Genomic DNA, 23,131 nt, shown 5'->3' with positions numbered 1-23,131 from the left:
TTTCCTTTCAACCGAAGGTGAATGCATAGGCTTCGGGATCAGCGTCCAGAAAGCGGATTGCGAATGTGTGATCCTCGACCGGACCGTTCTGGCGGACGAGTTGATAAAGGCGCTGTTCGGTAATGGTGCCGTTTCCTTCAGCGTCGATATCCATGCCATGATCGCCACGCGGCGGTTTGCCATCAATCGTGACCTGGAAGCGAACCGGCTTGCCGTCTGCACCCGGACCAAGAACCAGATGCAGGTCCCGAGCCCGAAACCGATAATAGATGCCGCCACCGCTGGTATTCAGTGCCGCATGTTCGGCGCCGACGGTCCAGTTGCCCGTCAGGCCCCATTCGTTGCGCCGGGGCTTTTCCTCGATATAGGCATGGGCCTCGTCGTTGACGATACCACCTGCACCGATGAAGTTCTGCGCCCGTTCGTAACCGACATAGGTTTCCGGCGATTGCACGTCGGCCGTGTCGGAGGCCGCCTGTGCACCGCCCGCATTGACCGCAACGATATCCGAGCCGACATCCGTCTTTCCCGCTTCTGCGAGAAGCTGCTGGATGACGCGCTCCGACCGGTCATAGTCTCCCTCACCGAAATGATGGTAACGGACCCGCCCCTTTGCATCGATGAAGTAATGTGCCGGCCAATATTGATTATTGAATGCCCGCCAGATCGCATAATCATTATCGACGGCCACGGGGTAACCGATGTCGAGATCGGCAATTGCCTTTTTGACATTGTCGATGCGCTTTTCAAAAGCGAATTCCGGCGCATGCACGCCGATCACGACAAGTCCCTGATCCCTGTATTTCTCGGCCCAGGCGCGGACATAGGGGATGGCTCGCAGGCAGTTGATGCAGGAATAGGTCCAGAAGTCGACAAGCACGACCTTGCCCTTCAACTGCTCCATGCTGAGAGGTTGCGAGTTCAGCCATTCAACTGCGCCCGCAAGCGACGGAACGGTTTCTTCGACCGGAAGCTGTTCTGCGGTGGATGTCGACGGCTTGCCCAGCATCATCGCGTTCGAGCCGCTCATCGCGGCCGGATTGCCGGGCATCATTGCCGGGCTGTTTGCCTGCATGGCAGGATTGCCCTGCATCGCGCCGCCTTGCATCGTGCCATTCTGCGCGGCATCCTTCGGCATCACCGTCGACGGCTTCATCGCGCCGCCTTCGGCCATATCCTGGCCGGGTCTGCCGCCCAATCCGTCAATCAGTTTCTGTTCGAGCACGGATGTGCTGGCAAGCGACGCCTGCGTCAGGAAGCCGGTATCAAGGCCGAGCCCGATTGCGGCGACCGCGACAAGCACGGCAACGCCCAGACCACGCCGGATCCATTCCCCCGCCCCGATCGAGCGCTTCATTGCCTGGAAAACCCGTCCGCCGATCAAAAGCGCAAGCATCAAAGATGTCGCCGCGCCAAGCGCATAGGCAAGCAACAGAACCGAGGTTCCGACATTGGCGCCCTGCAGTGCCGCTCCGGTGAGAATGAGGCCAAGGACCGGTCCTGCGCAGGGGGCCCACAGGAGGCCAGTGGCAACACCGAGGATCAACGATCCGACAATCGCCGAGCCGCGACTTGTTTCCCGGTCTGCTGATTGCGAAAGCCTCGCGCCCAGCGCCACCAGCGGCCGCGTCAGACGCTCCGACAATGACGGGAACAGCAGGAATAGGCCAAAGACCGCCAGCAGGGTGATGGCGGCCATCCGTCCATATTCATTGGCTTCGACCGCCCAGCCACCCCCAACTGCGGCGAGCGTCGCCACACCGGCAAAGGTCGCCGCCATGCCGACCAGCATGGGAAGAATGCTGGTCATGAACGGTCGGCCGGCGCGCGCAAAAACAAACGGCAAAACCGGCAGGATGCAGGGGCTGACGATCGTCAGCACACCGCCGACATAGGCGAGAAGAAAGAGTAACATCACAATATTCCCTGTCGGTCAGGCCGACGCCGGATGGAAATTCAGCGCCACGCCGTTCAGGCAATAGCGAAGGCCCGTGGGCTTGGGACCATCATCGAAAACGTGACCGAGATGGCCGCCGCAACGCGCGCAATGGACCTCCGTTCGCACCATTCCAAGAGAGGCGTCCTGCGTGGTGCCGACCGCGTTTTCCAGTGGAGCCCAGAAGCTGGGCCACCCGGTTCCGCTTTCGAATTTGGTGGTCGAGGAAAACGCCTCCTGATCGCAACCGGCACAGGCGAAGTTGCCGCGGCGCTTTTCATGCAGCAATGGGCTGGAACCCGGATATTCCGTGCCCTTTTTCCGCAAAACCTCATATTGATCCGGGGTGAGGCGTTTACGCCATTCCTCATCGGTCAACGTTATGGGAAAAGAACCCGTCGCGGCAAACGCCCGCCCACCACCGAGCTGAAGTCCAATCGCTACGAATGCTGCGCCTTTGAGAAGCTCTCGTCTATTCACCATTGCTCGATCCTCCCGTTGAACCAGTTCTCAGAGTATTTACGAGGGCGAAGCCGAGGAAGTTACAGCCCTCGGAGCACATGTTCGTGATCGTAAGGCCCGCATATTTCCGCCCCTCTGGACTAGCCGTTGCTCACGCTGTTTGTCGTCCGCCATCACGACCCTGTGTTGATGCAGCATATAGCCGCCGATGCACTCTCTGGCATCGATATATTTTGCGCGATATATCGATGCATAATCCCCTGCCAAATGCGCGGACAGCGAGAGTAACCAATCATGACAAGTCTAAACCCTGTCAGCATTGAGCCGATCGCAACCTGCCCTCGGATCGATTTAAGCCTACTCGCTTCCAGGACAAGGGCAAGTCGCACAATAATCGAGTGTCTCCAAGAGATAGCGGATACAGCATACGCGGCGCAGACGTTTGGGCCCATCATCTTTTATGGGATAGACAATAGGCCGATGAAGTGGGTTGCGAGTCCCGTCAGAAAGACGGCTTGTCTCAAGAAGCACGAACGCATGGTCCAGACCGCTTGTTCTGGATTGCAGAAGCGCTTCGCAACTGCGCGCAGTTCCCTCGAACATGTTGCCGGCATTGCTCCACAGGACGTTGCGTGAAAGGCCGCTCGCATCCGCAATCGCGCTCACGACCACGGCCAGATTGTCCCTGACCAGAAAGTCGAAGCGCTCTTCCGGTGAAGCTGCTGCAACAGGACCACCAAAGGACGAGAGGCGCACCGAAACGATGTCACCATCACCATTCACCTCAAGGCTTATCTTCTCCGGCGTGAGCGGGACACGCCAATCGGCAAGGATCGCCGCAGCAACCGCTGGCTTCACAATGGAAGCGAAATACCGTTTGGACCATTCACTCGCGACTGCTTCGTAAACCGGGTGGCACCCATGTCGGCGACCATAGTTCCTGAGTAGCCTCTCGAAGCGACGCGGCTCCAGAAGCTCGGCAAGGAGAAGATCGCCACGCCGTTTTCGCTGAAACAGCGAACGGGAACCGACAGGGGTCGATTGTTCAAAAAGGCAGCTCAGTATTTCTGTCCGCAGCATCAGCCGTCCAGCAACTTCAATCGAACTGACTGGTAATCTCGCCGACCAGCTTCTGCAATGACGCCGTCGAGCCGAATGGCCAGGTCGTGGCGCCTGCCACCATGACATTGCCTTGCGCGACGATCGGGAGTACCGGCCAAAGTGCGGCGTTGCGGAGGTCGTCCGGTATCGACTCCGACAGTATGAACAGGGTGCACTGACCATCCAGCGCGGCGAGCCCTTCGAGGTCGATCGTCGTAAAGCCGAATGGTTGCGGCGGCAGGTCCATGGCGGCCGTAAACCCTATCCTCTGCAACAATCCGGCGATGGCCGAGTTGGGTGCGAATATCCGCAGGCGCGGCACGCCCGGCAGGGGCTGGGCCACGATCAGCTCCCGCCCCGAAACCGTGCTGCCGAGCCGGGTCTTCAAAATCTCCATGCTCTCATCAAACCGGGCCAGCAGTGCAGCGGCTTCATCCGCCCGGGCAAGTGCCGCCCCGGCCTGAGTGACGCTGCGATAGACGGCCGCCAGCATGTCGCCGTCGGCAGCCTGATCGTCAATCAGATGGGTCGGCGCGATATCGCCGAGCGCTGAAGCGAGTGATGCATGGCGGAAACGGGAGGACAGGATGAGATCTGGCTGCAGCCTGCGAATGGCTTCAAGGCTCGGCTGCTGCCGCCGCCCGACATCGACAACATCACCAAGCCGGTCGTTCTCGACATTCACCCAGGCGCGGTAACCGGAAGGCTCCGCACATCCAACCGGCGAAATTCCAAGGGAAAGCGCAATTTCAGTAGCGGTCCATTCGAGGGTAACGATACGCCTGGGCACAGGCGCCGCAAACGATTTCGGCGTGGTGGCCAGAGCCACCACGCCGGTTATGAACGATCGTCTGCGAATTGCTGTTACCATTTAACGCTCACCGTGCCGACCACGGTCAATCCCTGACCGTAATAGCACTGCGTGGTCGTGTTGCAGCCGGCGACATAGGTCTTGTCGCCAAGATTATAACCATTGAGCTGGAAAGAGTAGCGATCATGTTCATAACGCGCGAAGGCATCCACCAATGTGTAACCCGGCACGAAGAATGAATTCGCCGTATCCCCCGCCGTCTTGCCGACGTGACGCGCACCCACGCCCAGGGTCAACTTCCCATCCCAGGCATCCGGCATCGGAACGTCATAGCTGACGAAGAGCGACTGCTGCTGCTTTGGAACCGTATAGGGCATCTTGCCGACCTGCGTTGCCGTTTCGCTCCGCGTAACTTCCGGGTCCTGCCAGCTGGCCGCAGCCGTCAGATTGACGCGATCCCAGAGCGTCGCGTTTGCCTCGAGTTCAATACCGCGGACACGCACTTCGTCGGTCTGATAATAGATGCCCGCGATGCGGTTTACCACGTTTTGCTGGGTCGCCTCGAAACCGGAAAGCGTGAGGCTGAAGTCCTCTCCCTTAGGCGCGTATTTGACGCCCACTTCCTTCAATTCGCCCGTCGTGGGCTTCAGCGGATCTGCCGCAAGCGTCAGGACCGGGGCAAACGAGGTGGAATAGACGGCGTAAGGAATGATGCCGTTGTCGAAGACATAGGCGGCCCCTACCCTGCCGGTGAAGGCACTGTGATTTCGCCTGTATTGTGTGGTGATGCCGCTGGACAGGGCCGTGCTGTCGGAATCGTTGTCCACATAATCCTGACGTCCGCCGGCCGTCAGTCTGAAGCCGCCGATCTCGATCTGATCCTGAAGGTAGATGCCCACCTGACGCTGTGTCTGGTCGAGACGTGTCGTCAATGTCGCCGGGGTCACGCCGATGTTGTAGACCGGGTTGAAAAGATCGAGTGTCGGGCCAGCACGCGAGCCGGTATCGTTGACGAGGTTCTGCCATTGCAGGTCGACACCGCCAAGCAGGGTGTGGCTGACGGGACCCGTATCGAACTTATATTCGAGATTGGTATCGAGTGCGGCAGCGTTGAGCGTCGGCTGCGCATTGTAGACCAGACGGGAAAGCGTGCGCTGATTGGCGGCAAGGCCGTTGCCGAACAGGTTCTGGTAGTTCACGTCGAGATAGGAATAGCGGAAATTCTGCCGCAGCACGAGATCGTCGCTGAAGGCGTGCTCGAAACGATATCCGACATAGGCCGTTTCCTTATCGTAGATCGCAAGCGACGGATCGCCATCGGAGAAATTGCGGGGGATCGTCAGTCCAAGTCTGTTCGCATAGACACTGCCTGCGGCCGGAATGAGCGACGGCACCTGGCCGGCATCATCCTTCATATAGGCGCCATATACCGTCAGGCTGGTATCCTCGTCCGGCGACCACTTTACCGTGGGGCTGATGGCGACACGGTCGTTCTTGCCGAAATCGTTCATCGCGTCGCTGTCACGCAGAACACCTTCCAGCCGGTAGCTCAGGCCAGAATCGGTACCGATGGGACCGGTCGCATCGAAACCGATCTCCTTCTGATTATAGCTGCCGAAACGCGTATAGAGTTCGCCGCCGGCAACATCTTTCGGGTCCTTGCTGATCATGTTGACGACACCGCCGACATTCGTCTGACCGAACAGTGCCGAACTCGGTCCACGCAGGACCTCCACGCGGTTCAGGAAATACGGCTCCACACGAAAGCCCGCATAACCGCCGGTCTGGTTGGCGATCTGCGGCACCCTCAGCCCATCGAGATAAAGGTCTGCGGCAAAGCCGCGAATGGTAAAGTAGTCAGAGCGCGGGTCGTTGCCATAACGCTGGCCGTTGACGTTCGAGCTATAGAGCAGACTGTCCGCTACGGTCTGCACGGCACGATCGGTCATGGCGCCCCGCGTAATGACGGAAACCGACTGCGGCGTTTCCGCAACGGGCGTGGATGTTTTCGTTGCGGAAGCGGAATCCCGCGCCACGTAGCCGCGCTGTTCAACGCGCGCGCCCTTGGCCGCTGCCTTTCCCTGTACCACGATAGGCTCGAGCTGCGTGGAGCCGTTGGCATCCTGCGCAAACGCCACTGCCTGTCCGGCAATCACGCCCAATGCGACGCCGGACGTCAAAATGAAAAGCCGCGCGCGTCTGGAGGAAAAAGCAGATGGCTTGCGAGTTGTGAGGCCGGTGTGTTGCATTATGCGGAACCTGTCGTGTGATTACTGCCGGAGCGGGTAAAGACCTCGGAGTTTTCCGCCACAAAGCCATATCCCGCCGCATTCGGCCGCTTAAGTAGACTTTTTTTATCATCATTGTCAGGTCAAACTTGATCGCAGACGGGCCATTAAATGGCCTGAATGAACCAAAATAGCGAAATAACCAATAATCGGGTCATCTTTTCCTTTTGAAAAAACAGATGCGTCCGTCTATTGCTCCATTCATGACAATGCACACCAAGTTTTTCTGGTCCGGTTGCATTGGGAGATACAATGAAACAGCCACAAAAGGCCGTTGACCTTCAAAACGTGCCAAGGCCCGTGGCCGCGATGGCGCGCATATATGAAAAGAGCGTCGATTTCGGCTGGCACAGCCATCGACGGGGCCAGTTGCTGCAGATTGTCGACGGTTTCATGACCGCTCGCACACCCGATACCTCATTCATCATTCCGAGCGGATACGGTCTGCTGATTACCCCGGATATTCCGCATGCGGTGAGGTCCCATGGGCGTGTGTCCATGCAGTCGCTTTATATCGAGCCCGAACCCGGTCTGGCATTGCGCTGGGAGCCGACGCGCGTCATCTCCACATCCGTGCTCCTGTCGGCGGCGGTTGGATCCTTTCTAGAACAGCCGACGCTTTATGATGAAGATGGCCGCGGTGGACATCTGGCAGCCCTGATCCTTGAAGAGATCGCCAACGCGCAGGAGGGTCCTTTCGCGCTTCCGATGCCAAGCGACAAACGCCTTCAGCGCTTGTGCCGGGACCTGTCCGAAACACCGGCGATCGACCTTGATATCGACCACTGGGCCGACAATCTCGGCATGAGCCGCAGGACCATGACGCGAAAGTTCCGCACTCAGACCGGCATGAGTTTTGCCGAGTGGCGACGCCGCCTGCGCATGGCGCATGTGATGCGCAGGCAGGCGGAAGGAGCGCGCCTTGAGGAGGCGGCAGCGGATGTCGGTTATCGCAGCCTGTCATCGCTGCGAAAGGCGATGCGCGAGGTTGCAGTTTGAACAGCACGCAGATTGATATGCCCGCTGCGCAGGCGAGCGGTTTGAGCGTCGCCTACGATCAGGCCCATGCTTTACGCGACGTCGACATTCAGGCGCAGATGGGGCGCGTTACCGTCATCTGCGGGGCGAACGGGTCTGGAAAGAGCACGCTTCTCAAATGCCTGGCAGGGCTGGAAATACCGACGGCCGGCAAGGTGCAGCTCCTGGGGCGAGAGCTATCGGAATTGCGCCGCCGCGATATTGCCCGACAGGTTGCCGTCATGGCGCAGTCGCCTGAAATTCCGGTCGGTCTTACGGTCGAAGAGCTGGTCGAACAGGGTCGTTACCCACACCGTCCCTGGCTTGGACGCCTTTCAGCCACTGACCGCGACATCATCGACAGCGCCATCCGGAGGGTCGATCTGCAGCACCTGCGCGCGCGCCAGCTTGCGACACTGTCCGGGGGCGAAAGACAGCGTGCCTGGGTCGCCATGGCACTGGCGCAGCAACCGAGCGTACTTTTTCTGGACGAGCCGACCAGTTTTCTCGATATCCGCCATCAGGCTGAACTGCTGACATTGCTGAGACAGCTCAACCGGACGGAAGGCCTGACGATCATCGCCGTGCTTCACGATCTCAATCAGGTCATGGATATCGCCGATGATGTAATATTGATGCGCAAGGGGGAAGTGCTCACCACCGGTCCTGCAAGGCAGGTGCTGACAGCCGACCTGCTGCAACTGGCGTTTGGCTGCAAGGTTGATCTGGTTGCGCATCCCGGCGGTGCCGACCGTGCCTATTGCCTGATCGACTGGATCGGCGCTGCCGGCAGTCCGCGCGATCATCAGGCATCCGAATGAAAATGTCGCTACCGTCTGCCAGCTCGCACCGTCTCACCTCGGCGCTTCTCTTGCCTGCTGGCATATTGCTTATGCTCGTCCTGGCGGCACTCGACATGCGTATGGGAAGCAAGCTGGTCGGCTGGCACGACATATTTGCCTTCCCGACACGCCCCGCCACGCTGGCCCAGGCCATTCTGGAAACGAGCCGTGCTCCACGCGTGGTTGCGGCGATCCTGACCGGAGCCGCCCTGGCCCTGGCAGGCTCGGTTTTCCAAAGCGTGCTCAGAAATCCCCTGGCTGCGCCGGATATTCTGTCCGTCACCAGCGGCGCCCAGCTCGTTTTAGTCATATCCACATTGTTGCTGCCGATAGCCATGCCGCCGATCATGGCAACGACATTGGGCGGCCTGGCAGGAGCCGCAGCCTGCATCGCGCTGGCCGGCGGGTTCCGCGCTCCGCCGGGACGGCTGGCTCTCGCGGGCGTTGCGATTTCCCTCTGCTTTGCCGCAATCTCTTCCGCAATCGTCCTTCTCGCCGACGACAGGGCTTCCGGTCTGGTGCTCTGGTCTTCCGGTATTCTTGACCAGACCGGATGGTCGAAAGTCATGGTTGCCGGCCCGGCCATTCTTTTGTCTTTTCTGGTGCTGATGGCGCTTGCGCGGCCGCTCGACCTGCTCGGCCTCGGCGATCAGGCATCGGCGAGCCTCGGGCTGACACGAAGCGTTACGTTATCGGGCATCTTTGCCGGCGTTGTACTGTCCGGCGCTGCGGTTACGCTTGCGGGCCCGATTGGTTTCATAGGGCTCGCAATCCCGAACATTCTTCGGGCGCTCGGCATCATCAGGCACCGCTTTAATTTGCCTCTCTCACTGATCTGGGGAGCAAATACGCTGTTTCTTGCCGATGTCATCGCACAGCTTTTCGGCACCAACGGTACCATTGTCCCCACCGGCATCATCGTCGCCTGCTTTGGAGCGCCGGTCATGCTGCTTCTGCTGCGGACCTCGAGATTGGGGGCAGAGCGGCGCATCGGCTCGCCTTCGGCGCTAAGGCTCCCTTCCCTTCCCCTGCTGATCACAATTTTGGCGGTAACTTCGCTGGCAGGTATCGGCGCAGCATTGGCGATTGGCGATGGTGTCTCCCTGTCAATGACGGACATTGCTGCGAACGTCGATATCCGGGCTCCGCGTTTACTTGTGGCGCTTGGCTGCGGCGCCCTGCTGGCGGCAGCCGGCACTGTCTTGCAGGCCGTGACGCGCAATCCGCTTTGCAGCCCTGAAACGCTCGGTCTCACGCAGGGAGCCGCATTATTCAGCTTGGTCGGCCTTTTATCCGGCTTGGTGCCCGGAACGTTGATTTTCCAGATGGCGACGCTCATCGGCGCCCTTTCCGCCGTTCTCCTCCTGCGGTTTTTCGGGCCTAAAAATGCACCGGAAAGACTTATTCTGGCAGGCGTTGCCATCGCGGCAAGTTTTGGCGCAGCCGGAACCATCGTCGTTGTCGAAGCGCGATTGCAGACGGCACAGGCACTTTCCTGGCTGACGGGCTCAACACATGGACGCGGTTACGCAGATGTTCTCGTCCTTTTGCCGTGGGCCGTCATTTTGGTAACAATCGGCATCCTGTGTACCCGCCACCTGGACACGCTTTCGCTGGGAGACGAAAAAGCGCGATCGCTCGGCCTGGTAACGGACAGGGCCCGAACATGGGCCATCCTCTATTCCGCCTGCGCCGTCGCCGTTGCCGTCTCGTCCATCGGAGCCGTCAGTTTTGTCGGCCTCCTCTCCCCGCACGCCGCACGGCTTCTGGTCGGATCACGACACGCACGCAGCCTGCCGGTGGCAATGGTGATCGGTGCCTTGCTGATGGTCTTCGCAGATCTTGCAGGACGCAGCGTCATCGCCCCCCTCGAACTACCGGCAGGCATTGTTACCGCGGTCATCGGCGCGCCGATTTTCCTGCTTTTGTTACGCCCCAGGACGCTGAGAGCCACTTCCAGACCAGCCACATCAGGATGATCGAAACGCTTTCGTGATCCGTCGGAGCACGGCGTTCGCATGGTCGCCCGTGACCGTCGAAATCATCACGGTATCCAGCTTTGGAAGCTCCGGCAGCGGACGGCTCCTGACCTCCCGCACACCAGCAGGAACTGCGCTCCGCGCCAGGAGCGCGATGCCGATCCCGGCTTCGGCAGCTGCCCCGACCGCCGTTGCCCCTGTTCCGACGAATACCTCGCGCCAAATGATACCCGCGCTATCCAGCGCCCGGAGGGCCATAGCACGCAAATTACAGGGCGCAGGCTGAAGCACGAGCGGCACCGGGCCATTCGAAGGCAGATCGAAGTCCGCGCTGCAATACCAGCCAAAGCTCTCCTGAAACAAAAGCTCGCCGTCTCGACGAATATCGTCATGCCGCAACACCACGATCGCATCGAGCTCTCCGGCGTCATAAAGCTCTAGCAGGGTTCTGGTGCCTGCGGTGCGAAGATGAAGCGTAACACTCGTTTCGCGCTCGCTGATTACCCGAAGGATCCGCGGCAGATCGGCCCCGATCAGGTGATGCGTCACACCGATCGCCAGGCGCCTCGGCTCCTGCCCAAAGACGTCACGCGCGCGGCGGCCGGCAGCGACATAGGCTCGCGCGGGCTCCAGGAAGCGTTCGCCCGCAGCTGTCAACCGCACCCGACGCGGTGTCCGCTCGACCAGGCGATGCCCCAACATCTCTTCGAGCCGACGCAGGCGCAGGGATATGGCGGCCTGCGTCGTATTCATGACGCCGGCAACCTGCGTGAACGACTGCAATTCGGCAACAAGAAGAAAAGCCTCGACGGCCTCGGAATCCAATGAGCGCATGGGAAGCATAACAAGCTGTTATCACTGAAATGCGCAAGCCCTTAATTCTGTCGGCTCTTCGGGAAGGCTATTGCACGGAAACTCTTGATAGGAGCTTTTCCATGTCGTCACAGATTTCTTCGACCTCGCCTGCACCCGTTGCCGCCACCGATCCCAGGATCTGGGCCGTGCTTGCCGTGGCAGTCGGCACGCAGACCGCCGGCTCGTTCGTGTCGCAGGGCATCTACATTCTCGTGCCCTTCTGGCGTGAAGCCTTTGGCGTCTCTCTTGCATCCGCGTCACTCGCCGTGACCGTCATGAACGCTATCCAGATCGTGACCATGTTCACGCTTGGCCGCGCCATCGACATTCATGGTGAACGCCGCATCGTCGGCATTGCCATGCTCGGCATGGCGATTGCTATGGCATGCGCGGCGGCATTCGCAAACAGCCTTCCCGCGCTGCTTGTCTGCATCGCGTTTCTGGGCGGCACCTATGCAGCCGTGCAACCGGGCGGCACGCGGGCGATCATGCGCTGGTTCCCACCCGCCAAACGCGGCATCGCAACGGGGTTTCGACAGGCCGCGGTTCCCTTCGGAACGATGATCGCAGCCGCTCTCCTTCCCTTCATGGCAGTTCATTACGGGTGGCATGCCGCAGCATGGCTCTGTGCCGGCGTTTCCGTAGCGGGTGCTGCACTCTTCTGGGGACTTTATCGCGAGGGAAGCGATGTAGCGGCCAAAACCGAACGGCCGCTTCCTCTGGCAAAACTCTCCCGCATCGTTGGGGAGAATCCTGGCTTCTGGCCCGTATTGCGGCTTGGCATTGCCATGTCCGCGTTTCAATTTACCCTCACGGCGCATGTCATCGGGTTCATGGCGGACGGATTGGGGCTTGGCCTTTTTGTCGCATCCTCGATGTTTGCCGCAACACAGCTTGCGGGCATTCCGGGCCGTATCCTGTTGCCCTGGATCAGTGATCACTTCCGACCGGGGCGTCGCGGTCAATCCTTCGGCAGAGTATCCATCATCGCCGCAGCCGCCGCCGCGGCCCTCGCAGTTCTGCCCATCGGCACTCCGCCCCCAGTAACCCTTATCGTGCTCATAATCCTGGGAATATTTGGGATTGGGTGGTTTCCCCTTTATCTCCTGGAAATCGCGGAAAGTGCACCGAAAGGTTCGATAGCATCGACGATCGCCTTCGCTTCCACGATTTGTCTGGGGGTCATGGCAATTGGCCCCTACATATTCGGGCTACTGGTCGACCATTTTGGCTATGGCGCAGCATGGTCAACCCTGATCGTGCCGGTGATCGTTACAGCGCTGCCCCTCGCGATCCCATCATCGCGTGTGCCGCCAGAGCAAAAAACTGGTTAAGTCCCGCTGTCGGCCGGTGGCTCGAGATAACGAGGATCATCAAGGGGAACCGATGGGGTGAAGGCGATCCTGCACCATGGCCAGCCGAATTCCTTCGTGCCGTTCGATCGTCACGTATGCCCCACCAACCGAATTCTTCGAGGTGAAGCTTCGGTTGGTGGGGCATACGTGACGCGCCCGCCGCATTAACGATCACTTTCGTCTTCCGCAATGAATAAGACGTGCGACGCGATCTCTTCACCTCATTCTTCTGTGCGACCCCAGGAAGAACGACCCAACATTTTTCAAGAAAATCAGACTTCTAATCTTACTTATTGTGAAATTTTCCTACTTTAACGGGAAAAATATACGGATATTTGCTGCGCGGAAGCGACCGCCCCTCGGTTATTTTAGAAGTTTATACTTTGTGAATATATGCAGTTCCTTAAACTCAAGAATTAAATGGAATCCTCCAAATATTAACTCGCCTTTAAATGTTAGTCTGATACGAAACACACGTCGCAAGAACTCTTAAGCGGCACAAAATTATTACGCGGCATTCGCACAAGCTAGCGTGGAAAATCCGGGCCCGTCATCCGGCTCGAATTGCATGATGCTTTTCCAGCGCAGGTTCACATGAGCCATGTTCTCCACAATTTCGCTTTATTTGCGGATGCCGGACCGCTGTCATCGAGAACAGTGCCTGGCGGCAGATAGGCGTGACCAGTCGCCCTTCGGTACAAGGACACGTTCATGACCTCCATCCTCTCTTCATTATCTGCTGTGCAGATTTCCAAGCTTTCGACATCCACGATCGCCAGCCTGACCTCGGCAGACGTGAATGCCCTGGATAGCACCAGGATCGGCGCACTCACGTCGGCTCAGATCGCAGCCTTGAGCAGCGATAATCTTGCTCTTTTCAGCTCTCAGGACGTACGCGCCCTCTCGGTAAGCGCCGTCAAGGGACTAACCTTGTCCCAGATCGCTACATTGAGTTCCACTCAGGTTAGCGGCCTGTCAGCGACCCAGGTCACGGCTCTCTATGTGAGCCAGATCGACGCTCTGTCCACCGGCCAGATCGAGGCTCTTAATTCGGCTCAGATTGCTGGCCTCAGCTCCGCACAGGTCGCAACACTGAACAGTGCCGAACTCGCACTCTTCTCCACCGGCGAGATCGCAGCCCTCAGCGCCAATGCCATCGCCGGCCTTTCCTCGGCTACCCTTGCCGGCCTCAGCTCCGCAAACGCCGCGGGACTGACGAGAACGCAGATTGGAGCTCTGTCTTCGGCGCAGCTTGGTGCGCTCTCCTCCGACGCCCTTGCAACTTTCTCCAGCGACGAGATCAAGGCCATCAGCGCAAGAGCGCTTGCAGGCATCGACGCCAGCAAGTTGAGCACCGCCAACATCGCCGCCCTCAGCAGAACCCAGGTCGCAGGTCTCTCCTCGACCCAGTTCGCAGCCCTGTCGACCGACCAGATCGCAGCCCTCAACTCCGATCAGGTTGCAGGCCTCAGCTCCGCACAGGTCGCAACACTGAACAGCGCCGAACTCGCACTCTTTTCCACCGGTGAGATCGCGGCCCTCAGCGCCAACGCCATCGCTGCCCTTACTACGGGCACCCTTGCCGGTCTCAGCTCCGCAAACGCCGCTGCCCTGACAAGAACGCAGATTGGAGCTCTGTCCTCAACGCAGCTGGGTGCGCTCTCTTCAGACGCCCTTGCAACCTTCTCCAGCGACGAAATCAAGGCCATCAGCGCAAGAGCGCTTGCAAGCCTCGACACCAGCAAGCTGAGCACCGCCAACATCGCCGCCCTCAGCAGAACCCAGGTCGCAGGTCTTTCCTCGACCCAGTTCGCGACCCTGTCGACCGACCAGATCGCAGCCCTCAACTCCGATCAGGTTGCAGGCCTCAGCTCCGCACAGGTCGCAACACTGAACAGTGCCGAACTCGCACTCTTTTCCACCGGTGAGATTGCGGCCCTTAGCGCCAATGCCATCGCCGGCCTTTCCTCGGCTACCCTTGCCGGCCTCAGCTCCGCAAACGCTGCTGCTCTGACAAGAACGCAGGTCGCAGCCCTGTCCTCGACGCAGCTGAACGCTCTGTCCTCCGATGCCCTGGCAACCTTCTCCAGCGATGAGATCAAGGCCATCAGCGCAAGAGCACTTGCAGGCATCGACGCCAGCAAGTTGAGCACCGCCAACATCGCCGCCCTCAGCAGAACCCAGGTCGCAGGTCTCTCCTCGACCCAGTTCGCAGCCCTGTCGACCGACCAGATCGCAGCCCTCAACTCCGATCAGGTTGCCGGCCTCAGCTCCGCACAGGTCGCAACACTGAACAGTGCCGAACTCGCACTCTTCTCCACCGGTGAGATTGCGGCCCTTAGCGCCAACGCCATCGCCGGCCTTTCCTCGGCTACCCTTGCCGGCCTCAGCTCCGCAAACGCCGCAGCCCTGACAAGAACGCAGGTCGCGGCCCTGTCCTCGACACAGCTTGGTGCCCTCTCCTCCGATGCCCTGGCAACCTTCTCCAGCGACGAGATCAAGGCCATCAGCGCAAGAGCGCTTGCAAGCATCGACACCAGCAAGCTGAGCACCGCCAACATCGCCGCTCTCAGCAGAACCCAGGTCGCAGGTCTTTCCTCGACCCAGTTCACAGCCCTGTCGACAGACCAGATCGCAGCCCTCAACTCCGATCAGGTTGCAGGCCTCAGCTCCGCACAGGTCGGAACTCTCAGCAGCGCCGAACTCGCACTCTTCTCCACCGGCGAGATCGCAGCCCTCAGCGCCAATGCCATCGCCGGCCTTTCCTCGGCTACCCTTGCCGGCCTCAGCTCCGCAAACGCAGCAGCCCTGACAAGAACGCAGGTCGCAGCCCTGTCCTCGACGCAGCTGAACGCTCTGTCCTCCGATGCCCTGGCAACCTTCTCCAGCGATGAGATCAAGGCCATCAGCGCAAGAGCACTTGCAGGCGTCGATGCCACGAAGCTGACAACCGCCAACATCGCCGCCCTCAGCAGAACCCAGGTCGCAGGTCTCTCCTCGACCCAGTTCGCAGCCCTGTCGACCGACCAGATCGCAGCCCTCAACTCCGATCAGGTTGCCGGCCTCAGCTCCGCACAGGTCGGAACTCTCAGCAGCGCCGAACTCGCGCTCTTCTCCACCGGCGAGATCGCAGCCCTCAGCGCCAATGCCATCGCAGGTCTCTCCTCGGGTACCCTTGCCGGCCTCAGCTCCGCAAACGCCGCTGCTCTGACAAGAACGCAGGTCGCAGCCCTGTCCTCGACACAGCTTGGTGCCCTCTCCTCCGATGCCCTGGCAACTTTCTCCAGCGACGAGATCAAGGCCATCAGCGCAAGAGCACTTGCAAGCCTCGACGCCAGCAAGTTGAGCACCGCCAACACCGCCGCCCTCAGCAGGGCGCAGGTCACGGCGCTCTCCTCGGCCCAGTTCGCAGCCCTGTCGACCGACCAGATCGCGGCCCTCAACTCCGATCAGATCGCCGGCCTCAGCTCCGCACAGGCCACCACCCTTAGCAGTGCTGAACTCGCGCTCTTCTCCACCGGCGAGATCAAGGCGCTCTCCGCTAATGCCATCGCCGGTCTCTCCACGGCCACCCTTGCTGGCCTTGGTAACACCAACGCCGGGGCGTTCACGTCCCAGCAGATACAGGCAATGAACGACGCTCAGGTCGAAGCTGTCATCAAGGCCTACAAGACAGTGTAAGACTTCAATAAACAAGACAATCTACGACGCGGCCTCTGGCCGCGTCGTTTTGTTAATTCGCTTTCGTTTCCGAATGCTTCGGAAGAACATTGAACAGGCGTCTTGCAGCCATGGCAGCGTCAACGCCGCAAAAGCCGGCATTCAACCGGGAAGAAATTTTTACTTGCCGATCCGTGAACCTGCCACGACCTCTACCAGGATAGACAATACAGCCCCAACACATCCAGCCACAGGCAAGTTATCTGCGATAGTTAAAAACAGCTGATTAATAGACTGCTTCTAACTTCGACCCCTTTTGTTGCCTTGCCGCAGGATGTCATGACCGCCAGCCACGTCTCTCCTTCAAATGATGCCGCCGCTCCGAGCGCACTTGATCTTGCGCAGAACCAACGATTGAGTCTCATAGATCTGCTGAAGGTAACCGAGGCTCTCACCGCTGCCGGACAGCAGGCTGCCGCAGTAGAGCTCTACAAGACCTGGGTCGCATTCAACGACAAGAACCCCACAGTTCATCTCGCCTACTTCAACTATGCCGTCGCTCTCAGCCAGCTCGGCGACCGCGCCGGCGCCATACAGGCATTTCGCGCCTGCTTGAAGGCTAATCCAGAATTTGCCCCCGGCCACATCAATCTCGGTCGTGTGCTTGAAGATGCGGGGCTTATCGGTCAGGCGGTGGAGCAATGGTCGAACTATGCCGTGGCCACGCACCATATAGACGCCGAGGCGGTTGGACATCGGCATATGATTTTGCAGAATATCGGTCGCGTCCTCGAAATTGCCGGGAAGTTTGAAGAAGCTGAAAACGCATTGCTGCAGGCGTTCGAGTTGCGGCCGGATTCGCCAGAGGCAGGGCAGCACTGGGCATCGTTGCGGCAGCGCCAGTGCAAATGGCCGGTGCTTGCACCGTCAAACCACCTCGCCCCCCGCAAGATGATCGATGCAATTTCGTCTCTGACGTTAAGCTGCTACGCTGACGATCCGATGTTCCAGCTGGCCAAGGCATATCGCTTTAGCAAAACACTCGTCGGCGCATGTCCGGACCTGAGCCGTTTTCCGCGCAGGTCGCCAAAGCAGAAGTCCGGAACCGGTCAGCGCCTGCGCGTCGGCTACCTCTCATCGGATCTTCGCGATCATGCCGTGGGCTTTGCTCTTTGCGAGGTTCTGGAGTTGCATGACAAGAACAGCCTTGAAGTTTTCGCCTATTATTGCGGCAATGTCCGCAACACGGACAGCACGCAGGAGCGAATAAAGGCCGCGGTCCATTGCTGGCGGGATATCAACGGCCTGGATGATGCCACTGCCGCATCGCAAATCATCTCCGACGAAATCGATATACTGATCGACGTGAACGGCTATACCAAGGACGCGCGCGCAAAGATTTTCGCCTATCGCCCTGCGCCTGTCATCGTCAGCTTCTGCGGCTATCCGGGATCGACGGGAAGCCCGTTCCATCAATATCTGATCTCTGACGGATACATGATCCCGGAAGAAAACGAAATCTATTACTCCGAAAAGGTGCTGCGCATCGCCTGCGACCAGCCGCTGGACCGAAAGCGGTCCATAGCCGCCCGGCCGAGCCGAGCCGAGGTCGGATTGCCGGAGGATGCGTTCGTCTACGCCAGTTTCAATGGCATGCAGAAAATCACGGAAAACTGCTTTGCACGATGGATGACAATCCTGTCACAGACGCCCGGCAGCCTATTGTGGTTGCTGACCGGCGATGACGATGTCAATCAGCGCCTGCGAGACGTCGCGGAAAAAAGCGGTGTCGCGCCGGAACGGCTCGTATTTGCACCGAAGGTCCAGAACCCGCAGCATATTGCCCGTATCGGCGTCGCCGATCTGTTCCTGGATACGTTCCCCTATGGTGCCCACTCCACGGCCGCGGATGCGATAACATCCGGCCTGCCTGTTCTCACCATGTCGGGCAAGACGTTTGCCGCACGCTTCTGCGGCAGCATCGTTACCGCAGCCGGTGTCCCGGAGATGCTTTGCTCTTCGCCGGAAGACTATGTCGCCCGCGCCATCGGTTTCGAACGCGATCGGAAGAGCCTCCTGGAGGTGAGAGATTCGATCGCCCGGCAGCGCGAAACGAGCGTGTTGCGGGATATTCCTGCTCTGGCGCGACGTCTGGAGTACCTCTTTTGGCAAATGCAGGGCGAATGTGAGCGCGGCGAAACACCCGTGCCGGATCTCAGCAATCTCGATCTCTACTATGAATTGGGTGCGGAAACCGTATTGGAAAACATCGAGTTTGAAGATGAACAGAGCTACCGCAAGCGCTATCTGAAAAAGCTCAATCAGCGGCACGACTACGCACCGATCCCATATGATCGTCGCCTCTGGCAGAAGCCAGACAACTGAGCGAGATCGGCTAGCCAAAACACGCGCTCAGCTGCGCTTTTCAATGCAAATTTTACCGCCTACGGGGCGTCATATAAGCAGGATTGATTTTCAATGCGCGCAGACGAAAAAATCATCATCGTAGGCGCCGGCCTTTCTGGAGCGGTCATAGGACGAGAACTCGCACTGGCAGGCCATGCAGTCGAGATCATCGATGCCCGCGACCATATCGCCGGCAATTGCCACACAGAGCGTGACAGCGAGACCGGCGTCATGATCCACGTTTACGGTCCCCATATCTTCCACACCGACGACAGGGAAGTCTGGGATTATGTGAACAGCTTCCAGACTTTCATGCCCTATAAGAACCGCGTCAAAACGACGAGCAGCGAGCGCGTCTATTCCCTGCCGGTCAATCTGCACACAATCAACCAGTTCTTCGGCAAAAACTTCCGGCCCAATGAAGCGCGAGCCTTCATCGAGGAAAAGGCGGACAAGTCGATCACCGATCCGCAGACTTTCGAGGAGCAGGCACTGCGCTTCGTCGGCCAGGAACTCTACGAAGCCTTCTTCAAGGGATATACGGAGAAGCAATGGGGCTGCTCGCCGACAGACCTGCCGGCCTCCATCCTGAAACGCCTGCCCGTGCGCTTCAACTATGACGACAACTACTTCTTCCACAAATATCAGGGCATGCCGGAGACCGGCTACACGCACATGATTGAGCGCATTCTCGATCATCCGAACATCACGGTTAAGCTCGGCACACAATTCCGCCGTGCAGAGGCACCAACGTCTAAACACGTCTTCTATTCCGGTCCGCTCGACGGCTATTTCGACTTCGAACTCGGCCGCCTGGCGTACAGAACACTCGACTTCGAGCGCTTCACCTATGACGGCGACTATCAGGGCTGCGCGGTGATGAACTATGGCGACGCCTCAATACCCTTTACCCGCATCACCGAACACAAGCACTTTTCTCCGTGGGAAGAACATACCGGCTCCGTCTGCTACAGGGAGTTCTCCCGCGAATGCGGGCCTGAGGACATCCCTTATTATCCCGTTCGGTTGGTCAAGGACAAGGAACAGCTCGCCGAATATGTGGCACGTGCCGAGCGGGAAGTGTCGATAACCTTTGTCGGACGACTTGGGACCTATCGCTATCTTGACATGGATGTGACCATTCGCGAGGCGCTTGACACCGCCCGCCTCTATCTCGCCAAGCGATCAGAGGGCAATTCCATGCCGGCATTCCTGCATTCACCCGTCTGATGACCCCATGAAAGGAGTATTTGACAGTCGCTTTCGCCAAACTCCGGTTATCACCTTCAAACCGGAAACGGCACGAGGGAGTGGCCAATCACCAATACTTTCAAAAGTCGGACAGATTGATCGTTATGGTGCCGCAACGCCATCCTGCCTGCGGTGATCCGCGGCCAGCACCATGTAGACGGCAGGCACCACGAAGAGCGTGAACAATGTGCCGATGGCAAGCCCCGTGGCAATCACCAAACCCATATTGTAGCGGGCAGCCGCACCAGCGCCGGTGGCCAGTATCAGCGGCACTACGCCCAGAACCATGGCTCCGGTCGTCATAAGGATCGGGCGCAGCCGGATGCCGCAGGCGCCTTCAATCGCCTCGCGCTTGGATTTGCCGGAAGCCTGCAGCGTGTTCGCCACCTCTACGATCAGAATGCCGTGCTTGCTGATCAGTCCCATCAATGTGACCAGCCCGACCTGCGTATAGATGTTCATCGTTGCCCCGCCGATTCCAAGGCTGATGAAAGCCAGTGCGCCCGCTATAGACATGGGCACCGACACAAGAATGATCAGCGGATCGCGGAAACTGTTGAACTGCGCCGATAGCGCCAGAAAAACGATGATGAGCGCAAGAGCGAAGGTGGCGGCCATGCCGCTCGATTCCTGCACGAACTGGCGGGACTGCCCCCCAAAGTCTACCGTGTAGCCCTGCGGCAGCGTCCGCGCCGCGATCGACCTCAGCGTCTCCAGGGCATCCCCGACGGCAACGCCCGGCGCGGGCACGCCGGAAACGGTGGCAGAGTTCAACTGCTGGAAATGCGCGACCGATCGTGGGGTTGCCTCAAGCTTCACCGTGGCAATCGCCGAGAGCGGGATCTTCGCACCGTTCACGCTTGCGATCGGGTAGTCCATGATCTGATCGATGGTCTGGCGCGAGCGTTGTTCAACCTGGGGAATGACTTGGTAGGCGCGGTTGTCGATGCTGAAATAGTTGACATAGCCACCACCCAGCATGGAAGCGAGTGATGCTCCCACGGTGCTCATCGGCAGGCCAAGCGCCGATGCCTTGCTACGATCGATCAGGATAGAATATTGCGGATTGTCGACGTAAAGATCCTTCGTCAGGAAGATGAACTCACCGGATTTCTGCGCTTCCTGCAGGACGGAGCTGGATACTTCGTTGAGCTGGTCGAAGCTACCCGTGCTGCCGATGGCGAACTGCACCGGCAAGCCGCTGGCGCCGGGCAGCGGCGGCAACTGGAAGACAACCGCCTGGCCTCCCGCGATTTTCGCCATTTCGGCCTGCACCAGCGGCTGTAACTGGTCTGCCGTTCTTGCACGTTCGTCCCACGGCTTCAGCACCATGCCCTGGAACGATGTGCCTGGCACCTCAACCTGCAGGCTCTTGTCGGTCTCCGGGAAGCTGCGGAAGATCTTGGTGACCTGGTCGGAATTGAGCAGTTTCTGTTGAAGCGTTGCGTTGGGGGCATTGGTCACCTGCGCGGCGAGAAATCCCTGGTCCTCATTGGGGGCCAGTTCGCTCTTGGCGCTTGTGTACAGAAAATAGATGCTGCCAAGCACAATGGCGGCAAATACCAGCGCCACCGGTATCGTATTCAGGCTGCCGTGCAGCAATCGTGTATAGGGTCTATGAATTTCCGAGAAGCGCCGATCGATAAAATCCGAGATACGCTCCTCCCAGCCGCTGCGGTCGGTCAGATGCGGCTTCAGGATGCGCGAGCACATCATCGGCGTCAGGGTCAGCGCGATGATCATGGAAACGGTCACGGCGCCGACGAGCGTGAAGGCGAATTCTGTGAAAAGAGCACCGGTCAGGCCGCCCTGGAAGCCGATCGGTACATAGACGGCGATCAGCACCACAGTCATTGCGAGGATCGGCCCGACCAGCTCGTGAGCGGCAGCCAGTGCTGCCTGCATCGGCGCGGCGCCCTCCTCGATGTGACGGTTGACATTTTCCACGACGATGATGGCGTCATCGACCACAAGGCCGATGGCCAGCACGAAAGCCAGCAGGGTCAGCAGGTTTATTGAAAAGCCAAAAATCAGCATCATCGCGAAGGTGCCGACCAGCGATAGCGGGATGGCGACGATGGGGATGGCAACCGAACGCGGTGAACCGAGAAAGGCGAACACCACGAAAATGACGATCACCAGAGCCTCGACCAGGCTCTTCACCACCTCGTCGATCGACTTGGTGACGAAAATACTGGAATCATAGACGATATAGCCTTCGAGCCCTTGTGGCAGCTGTTTCTGAATCTCCGGGAACGCCGCACGCACACCGGCAATCACGTCGAGCAGATTTGCCGTCGGCGCGATCTGGATGCCGATGAAGACACCGGTCTGCGCATCGAAGCTGATCTGGACATCGGGGTTCTGCGACCCGAGTTCGACGGTGGCGATATCCTTCAGGCGCACCGTCGTGCTGCCGATCTGCGTGACCACCATGTCTTTGAACTCGTCGGCCGAATGCAGGTCCGTCCGTGCCGTAAGCACCGTCTGGGTCATCTGACCGCGCGTGGTGCCGATGCCCGAGATGTAGTTGTTGGCCGCAAGTGCATTCCGCACATCCCCAGCTGTCAGCCCGTAAGCCGCGAGCTTGTCGGGCACCAGCCAGGCCCTCAATGCGAAGGTTCTGCCGCCGAGAATTTCGGCGGTCTGAACGCCGTTGACGGCTTGCAACTTGGGCTGGACCACCCGCGTCAGATAGTCGGTGATCTGGTTGCCGGCCAGAACATCGCTGCGAAAGCCGATATACATCGCATCGATCGTCTGGCCGATCGAAACCGTCATGATGGGCTGTTGCGTTCCCGACGGCAATTGATTGATAACCGAGGATACCTTGGCGTTGATTTCCGTCATCGCCGCATCCGCATTGTAATTGAGCCGCAGGTTGACAGTGATGATCGACGTCCCGCTGGTGCTCGACGAGGTCATGTAATCGATGCCATTGGCCTGGGCGATGGCGTTTTCGAGTGGCGTCGTGATGAAGCCGGCGATCACATCCGGCGCAGCACCCGGATAAGCGGTCGTCACCGTAACCACGGCATTCTGGGTAAGGGGATATTGACGCACCGAGAGCACGCGGGACGACTGGTAGCCGATCACGATGATCAACGCACTCACCACGAGGGCAAGAACGGGACGCCGGATGAAAATGTCGGTGATGTTCATCGCCGC

14 protein-coding genes are annotated in these 23,131 nt (G+C 59.2%); 7 read left to right on the top strand and 7 right to left on the bottom strand.

The window, feature by feature from the left end:
• Positions 1-7 precede the first annotated feature (7 nt).
• From OK142_RS17920 to OK142_RS17900, 5 genes are all read right to left on the bottom strand, one after another.
• Positions 8-1,915, bottom strand: a complete 1,908-nt coding sequence (locus OK142_RS17920) for a cytochrome c biogenesis protein DipZ (RefSeq protein WP_498684329.1) — start codon at positions 1,913-1,915, stop codon at positions 8-10.
• Between the two features lie 18 nt (positions 1,916-1,933).
• Positions 1,934-2,419 (bottom strand): peptide-methionine (R)-S-oxide reductase MsrB, encoded by a 486-nt coding sequence (msrB, locus tag OK142_RS17915; protein ID WP_498684327.1) that lies wholly within the window; start codon positions 2,417-2,419, stop codon positions 1,934-1,936.
• A 336-nt stretch (positions 2,420-2,755) separates the two neighbouring features.
• On the bottom strand, positions 2,756-3,478 hold the full coding sequence (fhuF, locus tag OK142_RS17910; protein ID WP_498684325.1) for a siderophore-iron reductase FhuF: 723 nt from the start codon (positions 3,476-3,478) through the stop codon (positions 2,756-2,758).
• A gap of 16 nt (positions 3,479-3,494) precedes the next feature.
• On the bottom strand, positions 3,495-4,370 hold the full coding sequence (locus OK142_RS17905) for an ABC transporter substrate-binding protein (RefSeq protein ID WP_444759029.1): 876 nt from the start codon (positions 4,368-4,370) through the stop codon (positions 3,495-3,497).
• On the bottom strand, positions 4,364-6,490 hold the full coding sequence (locus OK142_RS17900) for a TonB-dependent siderophore receptor (protein WP_498684322.1): 2,127 nt from the start codon (positions 6,488-6,490) through the stop codon (positions 4,364-4,366). The genes OK142_RS17905 and OK142_RS17900 overlap by 7 nt, the downstream gene beginning before the upstream one ends.
• A gap of 360 nt (positions 6,491-6,850) precedes the next feature.
• On the opposite strand from OK142_RS17900, the gene OK142_RS17895 reads away from it, so the two are divergent.
• From OK142_RS17895 to OK142_RS17885, 3 genes are read left to right on the top strand one after another with little or no spacing between them, the layout of a single operon-like run.
• Positions 6,851-7,597 (top strand): AraC family transcriptional regulator, encoded by a 747-nt coding sequence (locus OK142_RS17895; RefSeq protein ID WP_003498755.1) that lies wholly within the window; start codon positions 6,851-6,853, stop codon positions 7,595-7,597.
• Positions 7,598-7,614: 17 nt separating this feature from the next.
• On the top strand, positions 7,615-8,436 hold the full coding sequence (locus OK142_RS17890) for an ABC transporter ATP-binding protein (RefSeq protein WP_498684320.1): 822 nt from the start codon (positions 7,615-7,617) through the stop codon (positions 8,434-8,436).
• Positions 8,433-10,436 (top strand): iron ABC transporter permease, encoded by a 2,004-nt coding sequence (locus OK142_RS17885; RefSeq protein WP_498684319.1) that lies wholly within the window; start codon positions 8,433-8,435, stop codon positions 10,434-10,436. Before OK142_RS17890 ends, OK142_RS17885 begins: the two co-directional genes overlap by 4 nt.
• On the opposite strand, the gene OK142_RS17880 is transcribed toward OK142_RS17885, so the two are convergent.
• Positions 10,428-11,279, bottom strand: coding sequence for a LysR family transcriptional regulator (locus OK142_RS17880; protein WP_498684317.1), 852 nt, complete (start codon positions 11,277-11,279; stop codon positions 10,428-10,430). The two genes, OK142_RS17885 and OK142_RS17880, sit on opposite strands and share 9 nt — an antisense overlap.
• Positions 11,280-11,371: 92 nt before the next feature.
• Between OK142_RS17880 and OK142_RS17875 the strand changes: the two genes are divergently transcribed.
• The 4 genes from OK142_RS17875 (at position 11,372) to glf (ending at position 19,942) form a co-directional block, all read left to right on the top strand.
• Complete coding sequence (locus tag OK142_RS17875) at positions 11,372-12,625, top strand: MFS transporter (RefSeq protein WP_498684314.1); 1,254 nt, start codon at positions 11,372-11,374, stop codon at positions 12,623-12,625.
• A 732-nt stretch (positions 12,626-13,357) separates the two neighbouring features.
• The gene (locus OK142_RS17870) at positions 13,358-16,327 is read left to right on the top strand and encodes a beta strand repeat-containing protein (RefSeq protein ID WP_498684313.1); all 2,970 of its coding nucleotides are present in this window, start codon (positions 13,358-13,360) and stop codon (positions 16,325-16,327) included.
• Between the two features lie 318 nt (positions 16,328-16,645).
• Positions 16,646-18,691 (top strand): O-linked N-acetylglucosamine transferase, SPINDLY family protein, encoded by a 2,046-nt coding sequence (locus tag OK142_RS17865; protein WP_498684311.1) that lies wholly within the window; start codon positions 16,646-16,648, stop codon positions 18,689-18,691.
• 93 nt (positions 18,692-18,784) lie between these two features.
• Positions 18,785-19,942, top strand: a complete 1,158-nt coding sequence (gene glf / locus OK142_RS17860) for a UDP-galactopyranose mutase (protein ID WP_003498738.1) — start codon at positions 18,785-18,787, stop codon at positions 19,940-19,942.
• A gap of 123 nt (positions 19,943-20,065) precedes the next feature.
• Here glf and OK142_RS17855 read toward each other — a convergent pair whose 3' ends face one another.
• A complete protein-coding gene (locus OK142_RS17855) occupies positions 20,066-23,125 on the bottom strand; it encodes an efflux RND transporter permease subunit (RefSeq protein WP_498684309.1) in 3,060 nt (1,019 codons plus the stop codon).
• Positions 23,126-23,131 lie beyond the last annotated feature (6 nt).

It is taken from the genome of Agrobacterium sp. BT-220-3 (genome assembly GCF_025910175.1).
In the GTDB taxonomy this organism is placed as follows: Bacteria; Pseudomonadota; Alphaproteobacteria; order Rhizobiales; family Rhizobiaceae; genus Agrobacterium; species Agrobacterium oryzihabitans.
The sequence above is the reverse complement of the archived record's forward strand: the minus strand, read 5'-3'. Positions and strand labels throughout refer to the sequence as shown.